The 17,369-nt window shown below is 44.1% G+C and carries 15 protein-coding genes; 2 read left to right on the top strand and 13 right to left on the bottom strand.

The genetic code is table 11. The annotated features are described in order from the left end of the window. Positions 1-2 precede the first annotated feature (2 nt). From lpxA to rpsB, 13 genes are all read right to left on the bottom strand, one after another. On the bottom strand, positions 3-791 hold the full coding sequence (lpxA, locus tag B0X70_RS03850; protein WP_036812098.1) for an acyl-ACP--UDP-N-acetylglucosamine O-acyltransferase: 789 nt from the start codon (positions 789-791) through the stop codon (positions 3-5). A gap of 3 nt (positions 792-794) precedes the next feature. Next, positions 795-1,247, bottom strand: coding sequence for a 3-hydroxyacyl-ACP dehydratase FabZ (gene fabZ / locus B0X70_RS03845; RefSeq protein WP_036781244.1), 453 nt, complete (start codon positions 1,245-1,247; stop codon positions 795-797). Between the two features lie 154 nt (positions 1,248-1,401). Next, entirely contained in the window at positions 1,402-2,430 is a 1,029-nt protein-coding gene (lpxD, locus tag B0X70_RS03840; RefSeq protein WP_036812099.1) for a UDP-3-O-(3-hydroxymyristoyl)glucosamine N-acyltransferase, read from the bottom strand. Positions 2,431-2,433: 3 nt separating this feature from the next. Beyond that, complete coding sequence (gene skp / locus B0X70_RS03835) at positions 2,434-2,931, bottom strand: molecular chaperone Skp (RefSeq protein ID WP_036812315.1); 498 nt, start codon at positions 2,929-2,931, stop codon at positions 2,434-2,436. A 110-nt stretch (positions 2,932-3,041) separates the two neighbouring features. Beyond that, positions 3,042-5,435: an outer membrane protein assembly factor BamA gene (bamA, locus tag B0X70_RS03830; protein WP_036812317.1), complete on the bottom strand. Its 2,394-nt coding sequence runs from the start codon at positions 5,433-5,435 to the stop codon at positions 3,042-3,044. 34 nt (positions 5,436-5,469) lie between these two features. Then, the gene (rseP, locus tag B0X70_RS03825; RefSeq protein WP_217470919.1) at positions 5,470-6,825 is read right to left on the bottom strand and encodes a sigma E protease regulator RseP; all 1,356 of its coding nucleotides are present in this window, start codon (positions 6,823-6,825) and stop codon (positions 5,470-5,472) included. Positions 6,826-6,853: 28 nt separating this feature from the next. Beyond that, positions 6,854-7,702, bottom strand: coding sequence for a phosphatidate cytidylyltransferase (gene cdsA / locus B0X70_RS03820; RefSeq protein ID WP_036812101.1), 849 nt, complete (start codon positions 7,700-7,702; stop codon positions 6,854-6,856). A 9-nt stretch (positions 7,703-7,711) separates the two neighbouring features. After that, on the bottom strand, positions 7,712-8,407 hold the full coding sequence (gene ispU, locus B0X70_RS03815; protein WP_228999042.1) for a (2E,6E)-farnesyl-diphosphate-specific ditrans,polycis-undecaprenyl-diphosphate synthase: 696 nt from the start codon (positions 8,405-8,407) through the stop codon (positions 7,712-7,714). 283 nt (positions 8,408-8,690) lie between these two features. Continuing rightward, on the bottom strand, positions 8,691-9,887 hold the full coding sequence (ispC, locus tag B0X70_RS03810; RefSeq protein WP_036812102.1) for a 1-deoxy-D-xylulose-5-phosphate reductoisomerase: 1,197 nt from the start codon (positions 9,885-9,887) through the stop codon (positions 8,691-8,693). 141 nt (positions 9,888-10,028) lie between these two features. Beyond that, a complete protein-coding gene (gene frr / locus B0X70_RS03805; RefSeq protein WP_036781275.1) occupies positions 10,029-10,586 on the bottom strand; it encodes a ribosome recycling factor in 558 nt (185 codons plus the stop codon). 119 nt (positions 10,587-10,705) lie between these two features. Continuing rightward, on the bottom strand, positions 10,706-11,434 hold the full coding sequence (gene pyrH / locus B0X70_RS03800) for a UMP kinase (RefSeq protein ID WP_036781253.1): 729 nt from the start codon (positions 11,432-11,434) through the stop codon (positions 10,706-10,708). Positions 11,435-11,587: 153 nt separating this feature from the next. Then, the gene (gene tsf / locus B0X70_RS03795) at positions 11,588-12,439 is read right to left on the bottom strand and encodes a translation elongation factor Ts (RefSeq protein WP_105398868.1); all 852 of its coding nucleotides are present in this window, start codon (positions 12,437-12,439) and stop codon (positions 11,588-11,590) included. Between the two features lie 150 nt (positions 12,440-12,589). Beyond that, positions 12,590-13,315, bottom strand: a complete 726-nt coding sequence (rpsB, locus tag B0X70_RS03790) for a 30S ribosomal protein S2 (protein WP_036781258.1) — start codon at positions 13,313-13,315, stop codon at positions 12,590-12,592. Between the two features lie 428 nt (positions 13,316-13,743). On the opposite strand from rpsB, the gene map reads away from it, so the two are divergent. Continuing rightward, entirely contained in the window at positions 13,744-14,541 is a 798-nt protein-coding gene (gene map, locus B0X70_RS03785) for a type I methionyl aminopeptidase (RefSeq protein ID WP_217470918.1), read from the top strand. 136 nt (positions 14,542-14,677) lie between these two features. Continuing rightward, positions 14,678-17,326 carry a bifunctional uridylyltransferase/uridylyl-removing protein GlnD gene (gene glnD / locus B0X70_RS03780; RefSeq protein ID WP_217470917.1) on the top strand — a complete coding sequence of 883 codons (2,649 nt, stop codon included), beginning with the start codon at positions 14,678-14,680 and terminating at the stop codon, positions 17,324-17,326. Positions 17,327-17,369: the final 43 nt, after the last annotated feature.

Here is a 17,369-nt window from a genome sequence, read left to right as displayed (position 1 = left end):
ACTTAACGGATAATGCCGCGGGTAGAATTTGCCAAAAAATCACTGAAAATCTTTACATGCTGATTATTTTCAGCCAGCTCAGCAATTTCTTGTTGTGCTTCTTCTAACGTTTTTCCGTTACGATACAAAATTTTGTACGCATTTCTAATTGCATGCAATGACTCTTTATCAAAACCACGGCGTTTCAGACCTTCGACGTTGGTGCCAAAAGGTGTTGCATGATTCCCCTGAGCAATAACATATGGCGGAATATCCTGTACCACTCCGGAACACCCTCCCACCATAGCATGAGAGCCTATCTGACAGAACTGATGAATCGCACTCATACCACCAATGATGACATAATCCCCCAGGATAACATGCCCCCCTAAAGTACCATTATTCGCAATGACACAACGATCACCAACAATACAGTCATGAGCGATATGGGCATTAATCATCAACAAATTATCATTGCCGATTTTCGTTACACCGCCACCTTGCACGGTGCCACGATGAATGGTGACACTTTCGCGGATACGGTTACGATCACCAATTTCAACTCGGGTTGGTTCACCGTGATATTTCAGGTCCTGATTCATTTCGCCAATAGAAGCAAATTGAAAAATCTGGTTATCACGACCGATTTTGGTTATTCCATTGACAACAACATGAGATTTCAGCTCTGTACCTTCGCCAATTTCAACCTGAGAACCAATACAACAAAACGGTCCAATACGAACATTAGCACCGATAACCGCGCCATCTTCTATAATAGCGCTAGGATGTATATAAGCGGTTTCATCAATCATAGACTAGACCTCACGACGGCGAGCACACATCATTTCTGCTTCGCAAGCTACTTCTCCATCGACTTTCGCTACGCCTCTACAACGCGCAACCCCTCGACGCTCCTTAATAAATTCTACTTCTAATATCATTTGATCCCCAGGCACTACCGGACGTTTAAAACGGGCACCATCGATAGCGGCAAAATAATAGAGCTCATTTGGCTCTAGTTTACCCACACTCTTAAATGCCAGAATCCCGGTAGCCTGTGCCATAGCTTCAAGGATCAGAACGCCAGGGAAAATAGGTTTGCCGGGAAAATGTCCCTGAAAGAAGGGTTCGTTAAAAGATACATTTTTTACTGCACGTAAGAATTTACCTTCCTCAAAATCAAGAACGCGATCCACCAATAAAAACGGATAACGATGTGGAAGTAGATCTAAAATTTCTTCAATGTGCAGAGTATGATTATCACTCATCTAAATACTCTTCCTGTCAAAAAGGACTAATTGTATTAACGACACGGCCCGCTTAAACCCCAAATCCAGAGTTCCCAGGCAGGCCGCAAAATAAAACACAACCAAAAATAAAAATATAGTGCAATTAAATCTAGTACAATTAAATATAGTGCAATTACTCGTTTTCGCCTTCCAGTTTACTCTCCATTGACTTAAGACGTTTATTCATTTCATTGATATTCATGACTAAAGCTGCCGTCTTACGCCAAACTTTATTTGGTTGTGCCGGAATGCCAGAGGAGTATACACCAGGTTCAGTGATAGGACGCATCACCATACTCATTCCCGTGACTGTTACCTTATCACAGATTTCCATATGTCCATTAATTACACTGGCGCCGCCAATCATACAGTAACAACCAATTTTCAGACTACCAGCCATGATCACACCGCCAGCAATCGCCGTATTGTCACCAATGATAACATTATGAGCAATCTGACACTGATTATCGATAATGACGCCATTGCCGATAATAGTATTATCCAAAGCTCCCCGATCGATCGTCGTACAAGCGCCAATCTCAACCCGGTCACCAATAATAACTGAACCTAATTGAGGGATTTTAACCCACTTACCACGATCATTCGCATAGCCAAAACCATCAGACCCAATCACTGCTCCTGATTGGATCAAACACTGTTCACCCATTTCAATATTGTGATAAACAGAGACATTCGCCCAAAGACGACTTCCCGCGCCAATACGCGTATTTTTACCAATAAAGCAGCCTGCGCCGATAACCACATTGTCACCAAGCACAACGCCAGACTCGATAACCGCATTGGCTCCAACAGCAACATTCTTACCCAAAGTCGCCAGAGGTGAAATCACCGCAGAAGGGTGAATATCCTGTGCGGGAACCGGTGTTGTATCCATAATCTGAGCCATATAGGCATATGCCAGATAAGGATTGGCGACAACCAACGCAGGAATATTGCAATAAGGAAGATCTGACGCCTGGAGAACGACAGCGGCTGCCTGACATTCACCTAAACGCTCACGGTAACGACTGTCAGACAAAAAAGTGATCTGCTCGCTATTGGCAGAATGCATTGGTGCAATACTGGTGATAACAATATCGCCATCACCATGTAATTGTGCATTCAACTGCTGAGCTAAATCAGCCAATCGAATTGAAGACATCTATTATTTAACCTGTTTCAATACACTTGCAGTAATATTTTTGCCAGATACTGAATAAGCAACAGCATTCGCATCAATAACGACATCATAGCCTTCTTTGCCAGCAACTACTTTGATCGCGTCCTGAATACGACTTAGAATTTTGTTGCGTTCTTCCATCTCGCGACGACGGTGATCTTGTTCAAAAGCTTGAGCTTTCTTGGCAAATTCTTCACGCTTAGCCATCACATCTTTTTCCAGCTTAGTACGCTCACTGGATTTCATAGTGGAACCATCACGCTGTAATTTCTGGATCTTGGATTGCAAGTCAGTTTCCATCCGTTGCAATTCAGATGCGCGGTTTTTAAACTCATTTTCCAACTGCTTCGCAACAGCTTCGCGGGCTGGCAATTGCTGGAAAATCTCGCCAACATTTACAACGGCAATTTTGTCTGCTGCCTGAACGCCAGCAGAGAAAGCTAATGCAATACCAAAGCTTGCTGCACACAACCATTTTTTCACTATAAACTCCTTAAACCACGCTATCTGTAACCTATTGGAAAACTTAGTCAATGCTCTGAAACCTACGATTTCAGAGCTTGCTCTATCAATAATAAGATAAAAACGCATTATCACCAGGTTTTGCCAATATTAAATTGGAATTGCTCTGATCTATCACCTTCGTAGTCTTTGATCGGCTTAGCATAAGAGAATACCAGCGGACCTAAAGGAGACATCCATTGCAATGCAATACCCGCCGAAACACGGATATTACCTGGTTTACTGTAATCAGGTATGCCTCTGCTCTTCATAGCAGCAGAATCATTCCAATAGGTATCCCAAACCGTACCTGAATCAATAAAGAATGAAGTTCGGACAGAGTTCGAATACTTACTATCAAGGAACGGCGTTGGAGTAATCAGCTCAAGGCTAGCTACCGCCATTGCATTCCCCCCCACGGCATCGCGAGATGGGCTATCTTTCTTAGGATCATCTTTTCCATTCAGATAAATCGCTTTAGGCCCAATATTGTTAGAACGGAAACCGCGAACCGTACTGGAGCCACCTGCATAAAAGTTTTCATAGAATGGCAACTCTTTACCGCCTAATCCATCCCCATAACCTAAACGACCACGCCCTAAAATCACCCAAGTATGATCGTCATTGATCGGATAATACGCAGAAGTATCAAGAGTCACTTTATAGAATTCGTTATCCGAACCAGGAATAGTCACTTTACCATTCAGAGTCGATTTCACGCCGGATGTTGGGAAGAAGCCACGGTCAAGGTTGTTATATGTCCAACCTATATTCAAAGCAAAGTCATCCGCTTTGAACTCAGCTTTACTTTTATAATCTGGTTTCTCACCCATAGAATTCAGATAGCGCCACATAGCTGCCTGAGGAAGCATATCAGACAGTGAGTTATGCACATAATTTAACCCAAAACGCAGGGAGTTATTTTCATTAACCGGGAAACCGAGGAAACCATCTATACCATAACTTTGGTTGGTATAGCCGGATAATTCAGCATCATCGGCTCTGAAATCATTGTAGAATACCCGGCCACCAAGACTCACTCCGTTAACTGTGAAGTATGGGTCAGTGAAGGAGAGCTCTGCATAGGTTGAATAATCGTTCTTACTAGCATTAATCCCCACAGCATTACCTGTACCTAACCAGTTATCTTGCTGAGCGCCAACCTGGAAACTAACGCCGCTTTCTGTACCAAAACCAACACCAAAGTTCAAAGAGCCGGTATTACGTTCTTTAACTTTATAAACGACATCTACCTGATCAGGGCTGCCTGGTACACGCTGAGTTTCAACATCTACCGTTTCGAAATAACCCAAACGGTTAAGACGCTCTTTACCCAGTTCAACCAGATCACTCCCTAACCATGCTCTTTCCATTTGACGCATTTCACGACGCAGAACAGAATCTTTAGTGGTGTCATTACCAGAGAAACGAATTTTACGAACATAGAAACGGTTACCCGCATCAATATTGACATGCAGTTTTACTGTCTTGTCTTGATCATTGATTTCAGGTTGCGTCATCACTCGTGGGTAAGCATAACCATAGCGACCAAGCAAATTCTTGATGTCATTTTCCATTTTAGTCACCTGAGTCCCGTTATACAGAGATCCAGGCTCAATGACAGCCAGTTTAGTAATTTCTGACTGATAACCCGCCATATTACCGTTCAGGTCAATACCTGATATTTTGTATTGATCCCCTTCAGTTATATTTATCGTGACATAAATACCTTTTTTATCTGGCGTCAAACTGACCTGAGTCGAATCAATGTTAAAACGGGCGTAACCGCGATCAAGGTAAAAACTGCGCAATGCTTCAAGGTCACCAGTCAGTTTTTGTTTCTGATATTTCTGATCGGCAGTCAAATTCCACCACGGCACATCATCTCTAAGTTGGAAACGATTCAATAACTCATCAGAAGAAAATGATTTATTACCGACAATGTTAATTTGCTGGATTTTTGCCGAAACACCTTCAGCGAAAACCAGTTTTAAATCGACACGGTTACGTGGAAGTGGCGTAACAACCGCTTTTACACTGGCGTTGTATTTACCCACACTGTAATAGAAATCCTCTAATCCTCTTTCGATATTGGACAGCATCGTGCGGTCAAGGGCTTCTCCGACTCGAACATGAGATGCTTCAAGGTTTTGTTTCAACATGTCATCTTTCACCGATTTATTGCCGGAGAAAGTGATGCTGGCAATAGTCGGCCGTTCTTTTACCTGAACAATAAGTGTATTGCCATCACGCAGGACACGAACGTCTTCAAAGTTACCAGTAGCAAATAGTGCATGAATGGTACGACCGATATCTTCATCGCTGACCGTATCACCTACGCGAACTGGCATATTCAATAATGCTGCACCTACGGCGACGCGTTGAAGACCTTCAAAGTGAATGTCCTGAACTACGAATCCGTCTGCACCGTATGCAGTGGCGCTGCCGAACAGCAGCGACGCTATGAGTAACTTTTTCATCGCCATCGTTGTAATGCGTCTTCCTAACCAGTCTTCCGCTTTAAAAACGGGAGAAATCATTGAAAAGTGCAAGCCCCATCAATAACACCAGTATCATGGCACCGATGCGATAGCTGAAGTCTTGTACACGCTCGGAAACCGGCCCGCCTTTTATCTTTTCGATAAACAAGAAGAGCAGGTGTCCACCATCTAACACAGGTAATGGGATTAGGTTAATAATCCCAAGATTGACGCTTATCAGCGCCAAAAACATCAAATAATACACCAAGCCGGAATCAGCCGACACCCCCGCTCCTTTGGCGATAGAGATAGGCCCACTCAGGTTGTTAATTTTCACATCACCAACGATCAGCTTACCAATCATACTGACAGTTAATCGCATCAGTTGCCAAGTCTTATCTCCTGCCTGATACATGGCAGAGAAAGGCCCGTATTGCTGAACGATTCTATATTCATCGGCTAATGGCACAACTCGCAGTTCCACACCGGCAAAACCAACTTTCCTGCCACCAGATTGTTGTCTTACTTCCGGCGTCATAGAGAGAGAAATAATATGACCAGCCCGATCCACGGAAAGTTCCAGCGGGACATTAGGATTATTACTGACAAAGGATGTAAAAGTATGCCAAGCATCTATTTCCTGGTCACCGACTTTAACTATCCTATCCCCCTTTTGCAAACCCGCCTTTTCCGCTGCGGAGCCAGGGATAACTTTTTCCACCAGAGAATCCAAATGAGGACCGACAGGCATAATCCCTAGAGACAATACAGGGTCCTGCTTATCAGGATCAAAGCTCCATTGCCGCAAATCCAGAATTTTCTCTACCGGATATGATGAACCAGGAGAGATAACCTGAACGGTCATATTATCGTCACCTATCTTGCCCACCAGAGCAAAACGAACTGAATTCCAATCAGGCGTTTCGATACCATCTACGGATTTTAGTTCCATTCCCGATGAAATATTTGCTTGCGCAGCGATAGAATCTGATTTGATATCCGCAACAACAGGACGTATTGCCGGCACGCCAATAATAAACACTAACCAATAAACCACAGCCGCCAATAAAAAGTTAGCAATTGGCCCAGCACTGACAACCGCGGCACGTTGACCAAGTGTTTTATTATTGAATGCCATATGACGGTGTTCAGGAGAAACAGGTGAAACACGCTCATCAAGCATTTTCACATATCCCCCCAATGGAATAAGGGCTATAACATACTCCGTTCCCTGGCTATCCATACGCCGCCATAGCGCTTTACCAAAACCAATGGAGAAACGTTCAACGTGAATACCACACTTTCTGGCTACCCAAAAATGACCGAACTCATGCACAGTGATCAATATGCCTAGCGCAATAATAAAAGCCGCCAGATTCCAGAGAATTCCCATCATATTTTTTAAACGCCGTCAAACAGAGAGATCAAAACACCAGCAATATCATGCCGGCAAAGACAGGGATCGCAGCAGTCAAACTATCAATACGATCCATAACACCGCCATGCCCCGGAATTAGCTGGCTGCTATCCTTAATACCTGATTCACGTTTGAACATACTCTCAGTTAAATCACCAAATACAGAAGCGATAACAACAATAGCAGAACACAACATAAGTTTTTCAGGCATTGCAGGTACTGGAGCATATTTCCCAAACAACCATGAAATAATGGCCGCTGTCATTAATCCTCCGATTAATCCTTCCAGCGTTTTTCCTGGAGAAACTTTCGGCGCCATTTTACGTTTACCTAAAGTACGTCCGAAAAGATAAGCACCAGAATCCGCCCCCCATACCAGCAACATGACATACAGTAACCACCATGCGCCATAATATGAATTATCACCATATCCTTGGGTCCGTAAGACCATCATTCCACAGTAGAACGGCACTAATGTCAGGATACCAAACAAAAGGCGCAATAAAATGGATTTCTTCCAAATTGCAGCGGAAGAAGGGTAGGTAACAACCAGAAGCGTCGCGACAATCCACCAAATCATCCCCCCCCATAGGGCAAAAGTGATTTGCGGCTGTCCAATCAAATCAGTGAAATCTGGCAGAGTATACTGTAGGGCTAATAAACCAATAGCAAACAGAGCCGCCAGAATAGCCCGTTTCGTTTGGCTGAATAAGCCAGCGAATTGCCCCCATTCCCATGCGGCAAGGGCTGAAACAGCGATAATAACCAGCCCAAACGCTACTGGCGGCAGCAAAAACAGAGCGGCAATCACAAGAGGGATTAATATCACAGCCGTTATAAGGCGGTACTTCAGCAAGAGTTCCTCCTATGATCCCACATCGGCATCGTCTGGTATTGTTCCGCCAAACCGGCGTTCTCTTTTAGCAAAGGCATTAATTGCACCTTCAAAAACAGTTTCATCAAAATCAGGCCAGAGTATATCGGTAAAATAGAATTCTGCATAAGCTATCTGCCATAACAGAAAATTACTGATACGATGCTCACCTCCGGTTCTGATGACTAAATCAACCTGAGGCTGCTGGCTTAGATTCATATAATTATTAACTAATTCTTCAGTAATATCCTGTGGCTCAAGGGAATTATCTTTAATCTGTTGAGCAATTTTCTGAACACTTTGAACTATATCCCAACGACCACCATAATTTGCAGCAATATTAAGTCGCAGCCCCGTATTATTAGCAGTCAACTTAACTGAGCGACAGATACGATCCCGTAAACGCTCACTAAACCGGCTGATATCGCCAATAACAGATAATCTAATATTATGCTTATGTAAACTTTTGACTTCGCTATCTAGTGCAAAAATAAATAATTCCATTAAAGAACTGACTTCTTGCTCCGGTCGATTCCAGTTTTCACTACTGAAAGCGTATAGCGTCAGTGACTCAATTTTATGTTTAGCCGAGAAACTCACCGCACTCCGTACCGCTTTAATCCCCGCACGATGACCAAAGGCTCTTAATTTCCCTCGCTTCTTTGCCCAACGGCCGTTACCATCCATAATAATAGCAACATGTTTAGGTAATAATGACGATAAATCGTTCTGATGATGATTGCTGGATAATATCACTCAATTAATCCTTTACTGGTCAGGGTAATTCTCTTACAAGTTCAGGCATCCAAACGTAAAAAAGCCGTGTCTGGTATCCACGGCCTGGGTAAAAGCCTAATTATCTGGAAGAGAACTTCCAAAATCTGGACCGTTAATTGTATCAACCAACAGTTATACGCAAACTATACCATCAGGTAAAAATGCGGACAAATACCCATTTGCCAATCCAAGACTACCTGATAAATGAACGAATAGTCTTCATAGCCAACTCTCTTGCGAGATTATCAATCTGTAAGACCTCCTCAATGCTCTGAGGTTCCGGCAAATTTAATTTTTCTACAACCTGCCGGTTTATAATTGCAATATCTGTGAAAGAGATTCCATTTTGTAAAAAAACCTTAACGATCTCTTCATTCGCTGCATTCAAGGCTGTCGTTGCAGCCTGGCCTGCGTGGCAAGCTTCAATAGCCAGTTTCAAACATGGATACCGTTCATAATCTGGTTTCGAGAATGTCAGTGTACCTAAAGAATAAAAATCAAGAGGTTCAACACCAGAAGCAATACGATTTGGGTACGCCATTGCATAGGCAATTGGCGTACACATATCCGGCGTTCCTAATTGAGCAATAACGCTGCCATCCTGATAACGGACCATAGAGTGAATAACCGATTGAGGATGGATTACCACTTCCATTTCCGCCGCAGATGCATTGAACAAGCAACACGCCTCAATATATTCCAACCCCTTATTCATCATTGTCGCAGAATCTACCGAAATCTTACGCCCCATCGACCAATTCGGATGAGCACAAGCCTGGTCCGGTGTAACAAAAGCCAATTGCTCCAAAGGAGTATGACGAAAAGGCCCGCCAGATCCTGTCAGAATGATATTAGCAATTCCGTGTTGTTTTAGATCTCCGCGTCCAAGGTTTCGCTGTATGACTTCAGGTAAGCTCTGGAAAATAGCATTATGTTCACTGTCAATGGGTAATAGTTGAGCATTATGTTGCGCCACCGCATCCATAAAAAACCGACCACTGGTAATCAGCGACTCTTTATTAGCAAGTAAAATCTGTTTACCCGCACGGATGGCCGCCAGCGTTGGTAATAAACCGGCAACACCAACAATCCCAGACATCACCTGATCAACATCATTCAACGCAGCCAAATCACACGCAGCCTGTTCCCCGAAAAATACTTCGGTTTTACAGCCTTGTTCAATGAGCAACTGACGCAACTCTTTTGCGGAAACTTCGTCCGCCATTGCAGCATATTGAGGCCGAAATTCCAGACATTGCTCAGCCATAACCTGGATATTTTTTCCTGCGGCAAGCGCTGTTACTTTAAATTTATCCGGATGATTGCGAACTACAGTAAGTGTACTTTTGCCTACGGAACCTGTGGAACCAAGGATGGTCAACCTTTTCATACTGATGCTCTGAATTGTTTTATTTGGTGTGTATTAATACTTGTCTGATTTGCCTGGCTATGAACGCTCATGACTTCAGAGAAATGCCGAATAAAAATAGCGCCGCAAGATAGCAGCGCTCAATATATCTCACGAAAGAGATTAGAACTCCATCAGTTCTTCTTCTTTCTTCGTTAAAGCTTCATCAACTTTTTTGATGAAATTATCCGTCAGCTTTTGAATATCATCCTGCGCACGACGCTCATCGTCTTCACTGATCTCTTTGTCTTTCAACAGCGCTTTGATTTTGTCGTTAGCATCACGACGAATATTACGCACAGAGACACGCCCCTGCTCAGCTTCGCCACGAACCACCTTAATCAAATCTTTACGACGCTCTTCTGTCAATGGTGGCAAAGGAACGCGGATTGTTGTCCCCGCAGAAGATGGATTCAGCCCTAAATCAGAAGCCATGATTGCCTTTTCAATCGCCGGCGTTATAGTACGATCAAATACCGTGATAGCCAGGGTACGTGCATCCTCAGCAACAACGTTAGCAAGCTGACGCAAAGGCGTTGGCGCACCATAATACTCAACAGTGATACCATCCAGCAGACTAGGAGAAGCTCGGCCGGTACGAACCTTGCTAATTTGGTTTTTAAGTGCTTCGACGCTCTTTTCCATACGGTCTTGTGCGTCTTTTTTGATTTCATTAATCACGTTACAAACCCTTGGGAACTGGTTGTTTTCAAGCCATAAATCATTATGACCATGATTTGTTAAATTTGGCGTATCAGGCGACTCATCATACCGCCAAACATCTCTGGTGTCTTTGAACATTACTCATGAGAAATCAGGGTACCTTCATTTTCCCCCATCACCACACGACGTAACGCCCCCGGCTTATTCATGTTAAATACGCGAATGGGTAAGCTATGATCACGAGCCAGAGTGAATGCCGCCAAATCCATAACTTTCAATTCACGCTCTAATACCTGCTGATAAGAGAGCTTATCGAACAATACCGCTTCTGAATCTTTCGCCGGATCAGCCGAGTAAACACCATCTACTTTAGTTGCTTTTAGCACAACATCTGCTTCAATCTCAATACCGCGCAAACACGCTGCCGAATCTGTAGTAAAGAACGGATTGCCGGTACCCGCAGAGAAAATAACAACACGACCATGACGTAGCAAACTAATCGCTTCTGCCCAACTATAGTTATCGCAAACGCCATTTAAAGGAATTGCAGACATTAGACGGGCGTTCACATAGGCGCGGTGTAATGCATCCCGCATTGCCAGACCATTCATTACTGTTGCCAACATGCCCATGTGGTCGCCGACTACACGGTTCATTCCTGCTTCTGCCAAGCCAGCACCACGAAACAGATTACCACCGCCAATGACGACACCGACCTGTACGCCTAACTCAACCAGTTCTTTGATCTCCTGAGCCATGCGATCTAAAACGCTGGCATCTATACCAAAACCTTCTGCACCTTGCAGGGCTTCGCCACTGAGTTTAAGCAGGATACGCTGATATACGGGTTTTGCATTGGTTGCCATGATGTTCTGTCCTAAGCAGAAAAGTATATTGGGGATTTACATACATCCGGGTCATTCTGACCAGATGCAAAAACTCAATGCCTACTGGGATAGGCAGTTTAGATTAGATAAAACAGAACCGCCATTTGGCGGCCCTGTTTGTAAAAATTAAGACTATTTACTCATTGCAGCAACTTCTGCTGCGAAATCAGTCTCAACTTTCTCAATACCTTCACCCACTTCATAACGGATGAAGCTGGTCACTTTAGCATTGTTTTCTTTCAACAGATCACCGACAGTTTTGCTCGGATCCATCACGAAATTCTGGCCTGTCAGAGAGATCTCGCCGGTGAATTTATTCATACGGCCAGAAACCATTTTCTCTGCGATTTCACGTGGCTTACCAGACTGCATTGCGATATCCAGTTGGATTTGGTGCTCACGCTCAACAACGTCAGCAGGTACATCGCTTGGGTTAACATATTCTGGCTTGCTTGCAGCGATGTGCATAGCCACATGCTTAATCAGCTCTTCATTAGCGCCTTCAGCCGCGACCAGAACACCGATACGCGCACCATGCAGGTAAGTACCCAATTGTTCGCCTTCTAATACAGAAACGCGACGAATGTTGATGTTTTCACCGATTTTAGCAACCAGTGCGGTACGCTGCTCTTCGAACTTAGCTTTCAGCGTTTCAATATCAGAGACTTTATCAGCCAATACTGTCGCCATAACTTCTTTACCGAAAGCGATGAAGCCAGCATCTTTAGCAACGAAGTCAGTTTCACAGTTCAGCTCAACCAAAGCGCCGAATTTACCATCAGCAGCCACTTCCGTCAGGATGATACCTTCAGCAGCGACACGGCCAGCCTTCTTAGCCGCTTTCGCCTGACCTGATTTACGCATGTTGTCAATCGCTAACTCGATATCGCCATTAGCTTCAACCAGCGCTTTTTTACATTCCATCATACCTGCGCCAGTACGCTCACGCAGTTCTTTTACCAAAGCAGCGGTAATTCCAGACATTTGTTTTATTCCTCGATGTATCCCGCAGGAAGAGAGTATTCCGCATGGATAGTTCTTATATTAGATACGTAAAAGGGGGCCATAACAGGCCCCCCTAACCAATATATTTCAATACCTGGTTAATAAGGGCTCAATAATGAGCTTGCCTTATTATTCAGCTTCTACAAAGCTTTCTTCTGCCTGAACAGCCAGATCTTGAGAACGACCTTCACGAACAGCAGTAGCAACAGCACCTAGATACAGTTTTACTGCACGGATTGCGTCATCGTTACCAGGGATGATGAAATCAACGCCATCTGGATCAGAGTTAGTATCAACAACCGCAAACACTGGGATACCCAAGTTGTTTGCTTCTTTGATAGCAATGTGTTCATGTTCAGCATCGATAACAAACAGAGCGTCAGGTAAGCCGCCCATATCTTTGATACCGCCCAGACTATTTTCTAACTTACCAAGTTCACGAGAACGAATTAACGCTTCTTTCTTGGTCAGTTTGTCAAAAGTACCGTCCTGAGACTGTGCTTCTAAATCTTTCAAACGTTTGATGGACTGACGAACGGTTTTCCAGTTAGTCAACATACCGCCTAACCAACGGTGATTAACGAAGTATTGATCACAGCTCTGAGCTGCTTCTTTAACCGCTTCGCTCGCAGCACGCTTAGTACCAACAAACAGAATTTTGCCTTTGCGTGAAGCAATTTTGTTCAGTTCAGCTAACGCGTCATTGAACATTGGAACAGTTTTTTCCAGGTTGATGATATGCACTTTATTGCGAGCGCCAAAGATGAATGGTTTCATTTTTGGGTTCCAGTAACGAGTCTGGTGACCGAAGTGAACGCCCGCTTGCAGCATATCGCGCATGGAAACAGTTGCCATTGTAAACCTCTGTAAAATATTAAGTTGGGGTTATGCCTCCACGAGCCCCATAACACCGACTCCTTAGCTGCATGTTCTGCATGAGAGCACCCCGGTGTATGTGCCGACTCGTGTGTGTTATTACACAGTGAGTATATTTAACGCCACTCTGTTTTGCCTCAGTGGCAAATACAGAGAACGCCGGCGCGCTTTATATCATAAACCCACCTAAGACACCAACTTTTGTTGTCACTTTCCGATAGCTCAATGTGAAAAGAAAGGCAGGGTTACGGAAGGTATTCTTGATAGGCAAAAAGGTAACGAGGGAAATAGGGCTGCCAACTGTTATTGGCAGATATTCTGTAGGCTGATACCATTAGTTCAATAATTTTTTCCTTGTTGAAAAACATACAACCAGCAGATTCGCTGGCATTGAATGGACAAGTTTCATGGCAATCTCAATTAAAACCTCTGAAGATATTGAAAAAATGCGCGTCGCCGGTCGACTGGCGGCAGAAGTGTTGGAAATTATTGAACCTTACGTCAAACCCGGTGTAACAACAGGTGAATTAGATCGTATCTGCCACGATCACATTACCAATAAACAACAAGCTGTCTCTGCCTGTCTTGGTTATCACGGTTTCCCAAAATCCGTTTGTATTTCTGTTAATGACGTAGTGTGTCACGGTATCCCAAGTGATGATAAAGCATTGAAAGATAGCGATATTGTTAATATCGATGTGACTGTCATCAAAGAGGGCTTCCACGGTGATACATCAAAAATGTTCATTGTCGGTAAACCAACCATCCAGGGCGAGCGCCTATGCCGCATCACTCAGGAAAGCCTCTATCTGGCCTTAAAAATGGTGAAACCCGGCATTCGTCTACGCACTCTTGGTAGAGCCATCCAACAATTTGTTGAAGCCAACGATTTTTCTGTGGTCCGTGAATATTGTGGTCACGGCATCGGCGAAGGCTTCCATGAGGAACCACAAGTACTGCACTACGACGCCGATGATGGTGGTGTTGTTCTGCAAAAAGGTATGGCTTTCACTATTGAACCAATGGTTAACACCGGTGACTACCGCATCCGTACCATGAAAGATGGCTGGACAGTCAAAACGAAGGACCGCAGCCTGTCCGCACAGTATGAACATACCATTGTTGTTACTGATAACGGCTGTGAAATCATGACATTGCGTAAAGAAGAAGAGCCAGAGCTTTCCGCAGTCTTGGTAAATGAATAATTAAAATAGCAAATCACGAAGCCTTGCTGAAATCATACAAGGCTTCTCATCTCTTCTCTGCAATATCCTCTTGTTTAACCCCCTACTTTCTCAGTAATCTGGCCTTATGATTCGCCCTTCTCATAGGTTTATGCTTATGCCAGCAGATATCGCCACAATTCGGGCCCCTATCCCGCCACTTTCTCCCGCTGATTTTTCTAGTGAAGAACTTCGCTACCCTGTGTTGAAACAGCACCTCGAAGAATTTCAACTTTGGCTAGAGCATGCATTTAAAGCGGGGATTTCCGCAGAAGCCTTGATTTCTGCACGCAGTGATTACATAGATCAGTTATTACACCAATTATGGTATGCCTATGGATTTGATAAAATTTCATCACTTTCATTGATTGCCGTCGGCGGATATGGCCGACGGGAACTGCATCCGCTATCTGATATTGACGTGCTGATACTCAGCGAGCAGCCGCTCACACCGCCTCAAGCTCAGAATGTTGGACAATTTATCACTTTGCTATGGGATATCCGACTGGAAGTCGGCCATAGTGTTCGCACACTCGAAGAGTGTTTGCTGGAAGGGCTGTCAGATCTAACTATCGCGACGAATTTAATCGAATCACGATTAATTTGCGGCGATCCAGCCATTTTTTTTCAATTACAGCAAAATACCTTCAGTGATGGTTTTTGGCCTTCTACTGACTTCTTTGATGCCAAAATTGTTGAACAACACGAACGCCACCAGCGCTATCACAGTACAAGTTATAATCTGGAACCTGATATCAAAAGCAGCCCCGGAGGGTTGCGAGACATTCATACCCTACTGTGGGTTGCCCGTCGCCATTTTGGTGCAACCTCCATAGATGAAATGGTCGACTTTGGTTTCCTAACAGTGGAAGAACGTAATGAATTAAATGAATGCCAAAGCTTCCTTTGGCGTATCCGCTTTGCTCTTCATCTGGTAGTCAACCGTTATGATAATCGCTTGTTATTTGATCGCCAGTTCAGTATTGCTCAATTATTAGGTTATCAAGGGGAACGTAATCAACCGGTAGAACGAATGATGAAAGATTTCTATCGGATGACACGCCGCGTTAGCGAACTCAACAATATGCTACTGCAACTGTTTGATGAAGCTATTCTGGCACTGGAAACCAATGAAAAATCCCGCCCACTGGACAGTGAATTCCAGCTACGGGGGCAACTTATTGATCTAATCGACGAAACCCTGTTTATCAAAGAACCCGCAGCTATTATGCGGATGTTTTATCGCATGGCAGAATATGAAGAAGTTCAAGGCATTTATTCTACTACGTTACGCCACCTCCGTTATGCGCGCCGCAACCTGTCTCAGCCATTGTGCGAATTGCCGGAGGCTCGCCAAATCTTTATGGATATTCTACGTCACCCCAGGGCGGTTGAAAGCGCATTTGTGCCCATGCATCGTCACAGTGTTCTTGGCGCTTACACACCGCTTTGGGGCAATATTGTCGGTCAGATGCAGTTTGATCTGTTTCACGCCTATACCGTTGATGAACATACCATCCGCGTACTGAGAAAATTGGAAAGTTTTGCCGATGAGAATAACCGTCCAGCCCATCCACTCTGTGTTGAGCTATACCCTCGTCTGCCTCAACCTGAGCTTCTACGTCTTGCTGCGCTATTTCATGACATCGCCAAAGGGCGTACTGGCGACCATTCTGAACTTGGCGCTGACGATGCGCTAGCGTTTTCACTGCAACACGGGCTTAACTCACGAGAAGCTGATTTGGTAGCCTGGCTGGTTCGTCATCATCTGTTAATGTCAGTCACAGCTCAACGACGAGATATTCAGGACCCAGAAATCATCAAGCAATTTGCCCATCAAATCCTCAATGAAACCCGGTTACGCTACCTAATCTGCCTGACAGTCGCTGATATCTGCGCAACCAATATCAATCTATGGAACAGTTGGAAACAGAGCTTGTTACGGGAGCTCTATTTTTCTACAGAGCATCAATTACGCCAGGGAAATACACCAGATTTTCGTGAACGTATCCGCCACAACCGTTTTCAGGCACTTGCTCTGTTACGCCAAAATAATATTAACGAACAGAAACTTCATCGGCTCTGGAGTCGTTGTCATGCAGATTATTTCCTTCGCCATACGCCAAAACAACTTGCCTGGCACGCCCGTCATCTAGTGCAACATGATTCTCAAGAGTCACTGATACTGATAAGTACCAAGCCAACCCGCGGCGGTACAGAAATTTTTATCTGGAGCTTAGATCGCCCTTCCCTGTTTGCGGCAGTTGTCGGCGAACTGGATAGACGTAACCTGAGTGTTCATAATGCTCAAATATTTACCAATCGTGATGGTATGACAATGGATACCTTTGTGGTATTGGAACCCAATGGTCATCCTCTAGCATTGGATCGCCACGAAATAATACGTAACGCACTTTTACAAGTCGTTCTGGACCCTCATACCAAAACACCGAAAACGCGAAAATTACCAACTAAACTGCGCCACTTCAACGTACCAACAAAAGTGACCTTCTTACCTACCCATAACGAACGACGAACCTATATGGAACTATTTGCCCTGGATCAACCGGGATTACTGGCAAGAGTCGGTAATATTTTTGCTGAAATGGGGGTTTCACTACATGGCGCACATATCACCACCATCGGTGAACGTGTCGAAGATTTTTTTGTTCTGGCGGATAAAGACCACAAAGCATTAAATAAAAAAGTCAGAGAAGAATTATCAGAAAGGTTGACAGCAACCCTAAATCCAAAGGATAAAATATAACTCAATATAAGCCCATGATTCGGACGATAACCAAGGAACCCGA

The organism is Photorhabdus akhurstii, from assembly GCF_019090985.1.
GTDB classification, from domain to species: Bacteria; Pseudomonadota; Gammaproteobacteria; order Enterobacterales; family Enterobacteriaceae; genus Photorhabdus; species Photorhabdus akhurstii.
The sequence above is the reverse complement of the archived record's forward strand: the minus strand, read 5'-3'. Positions and strand labels throughout refer to the sequence as shown.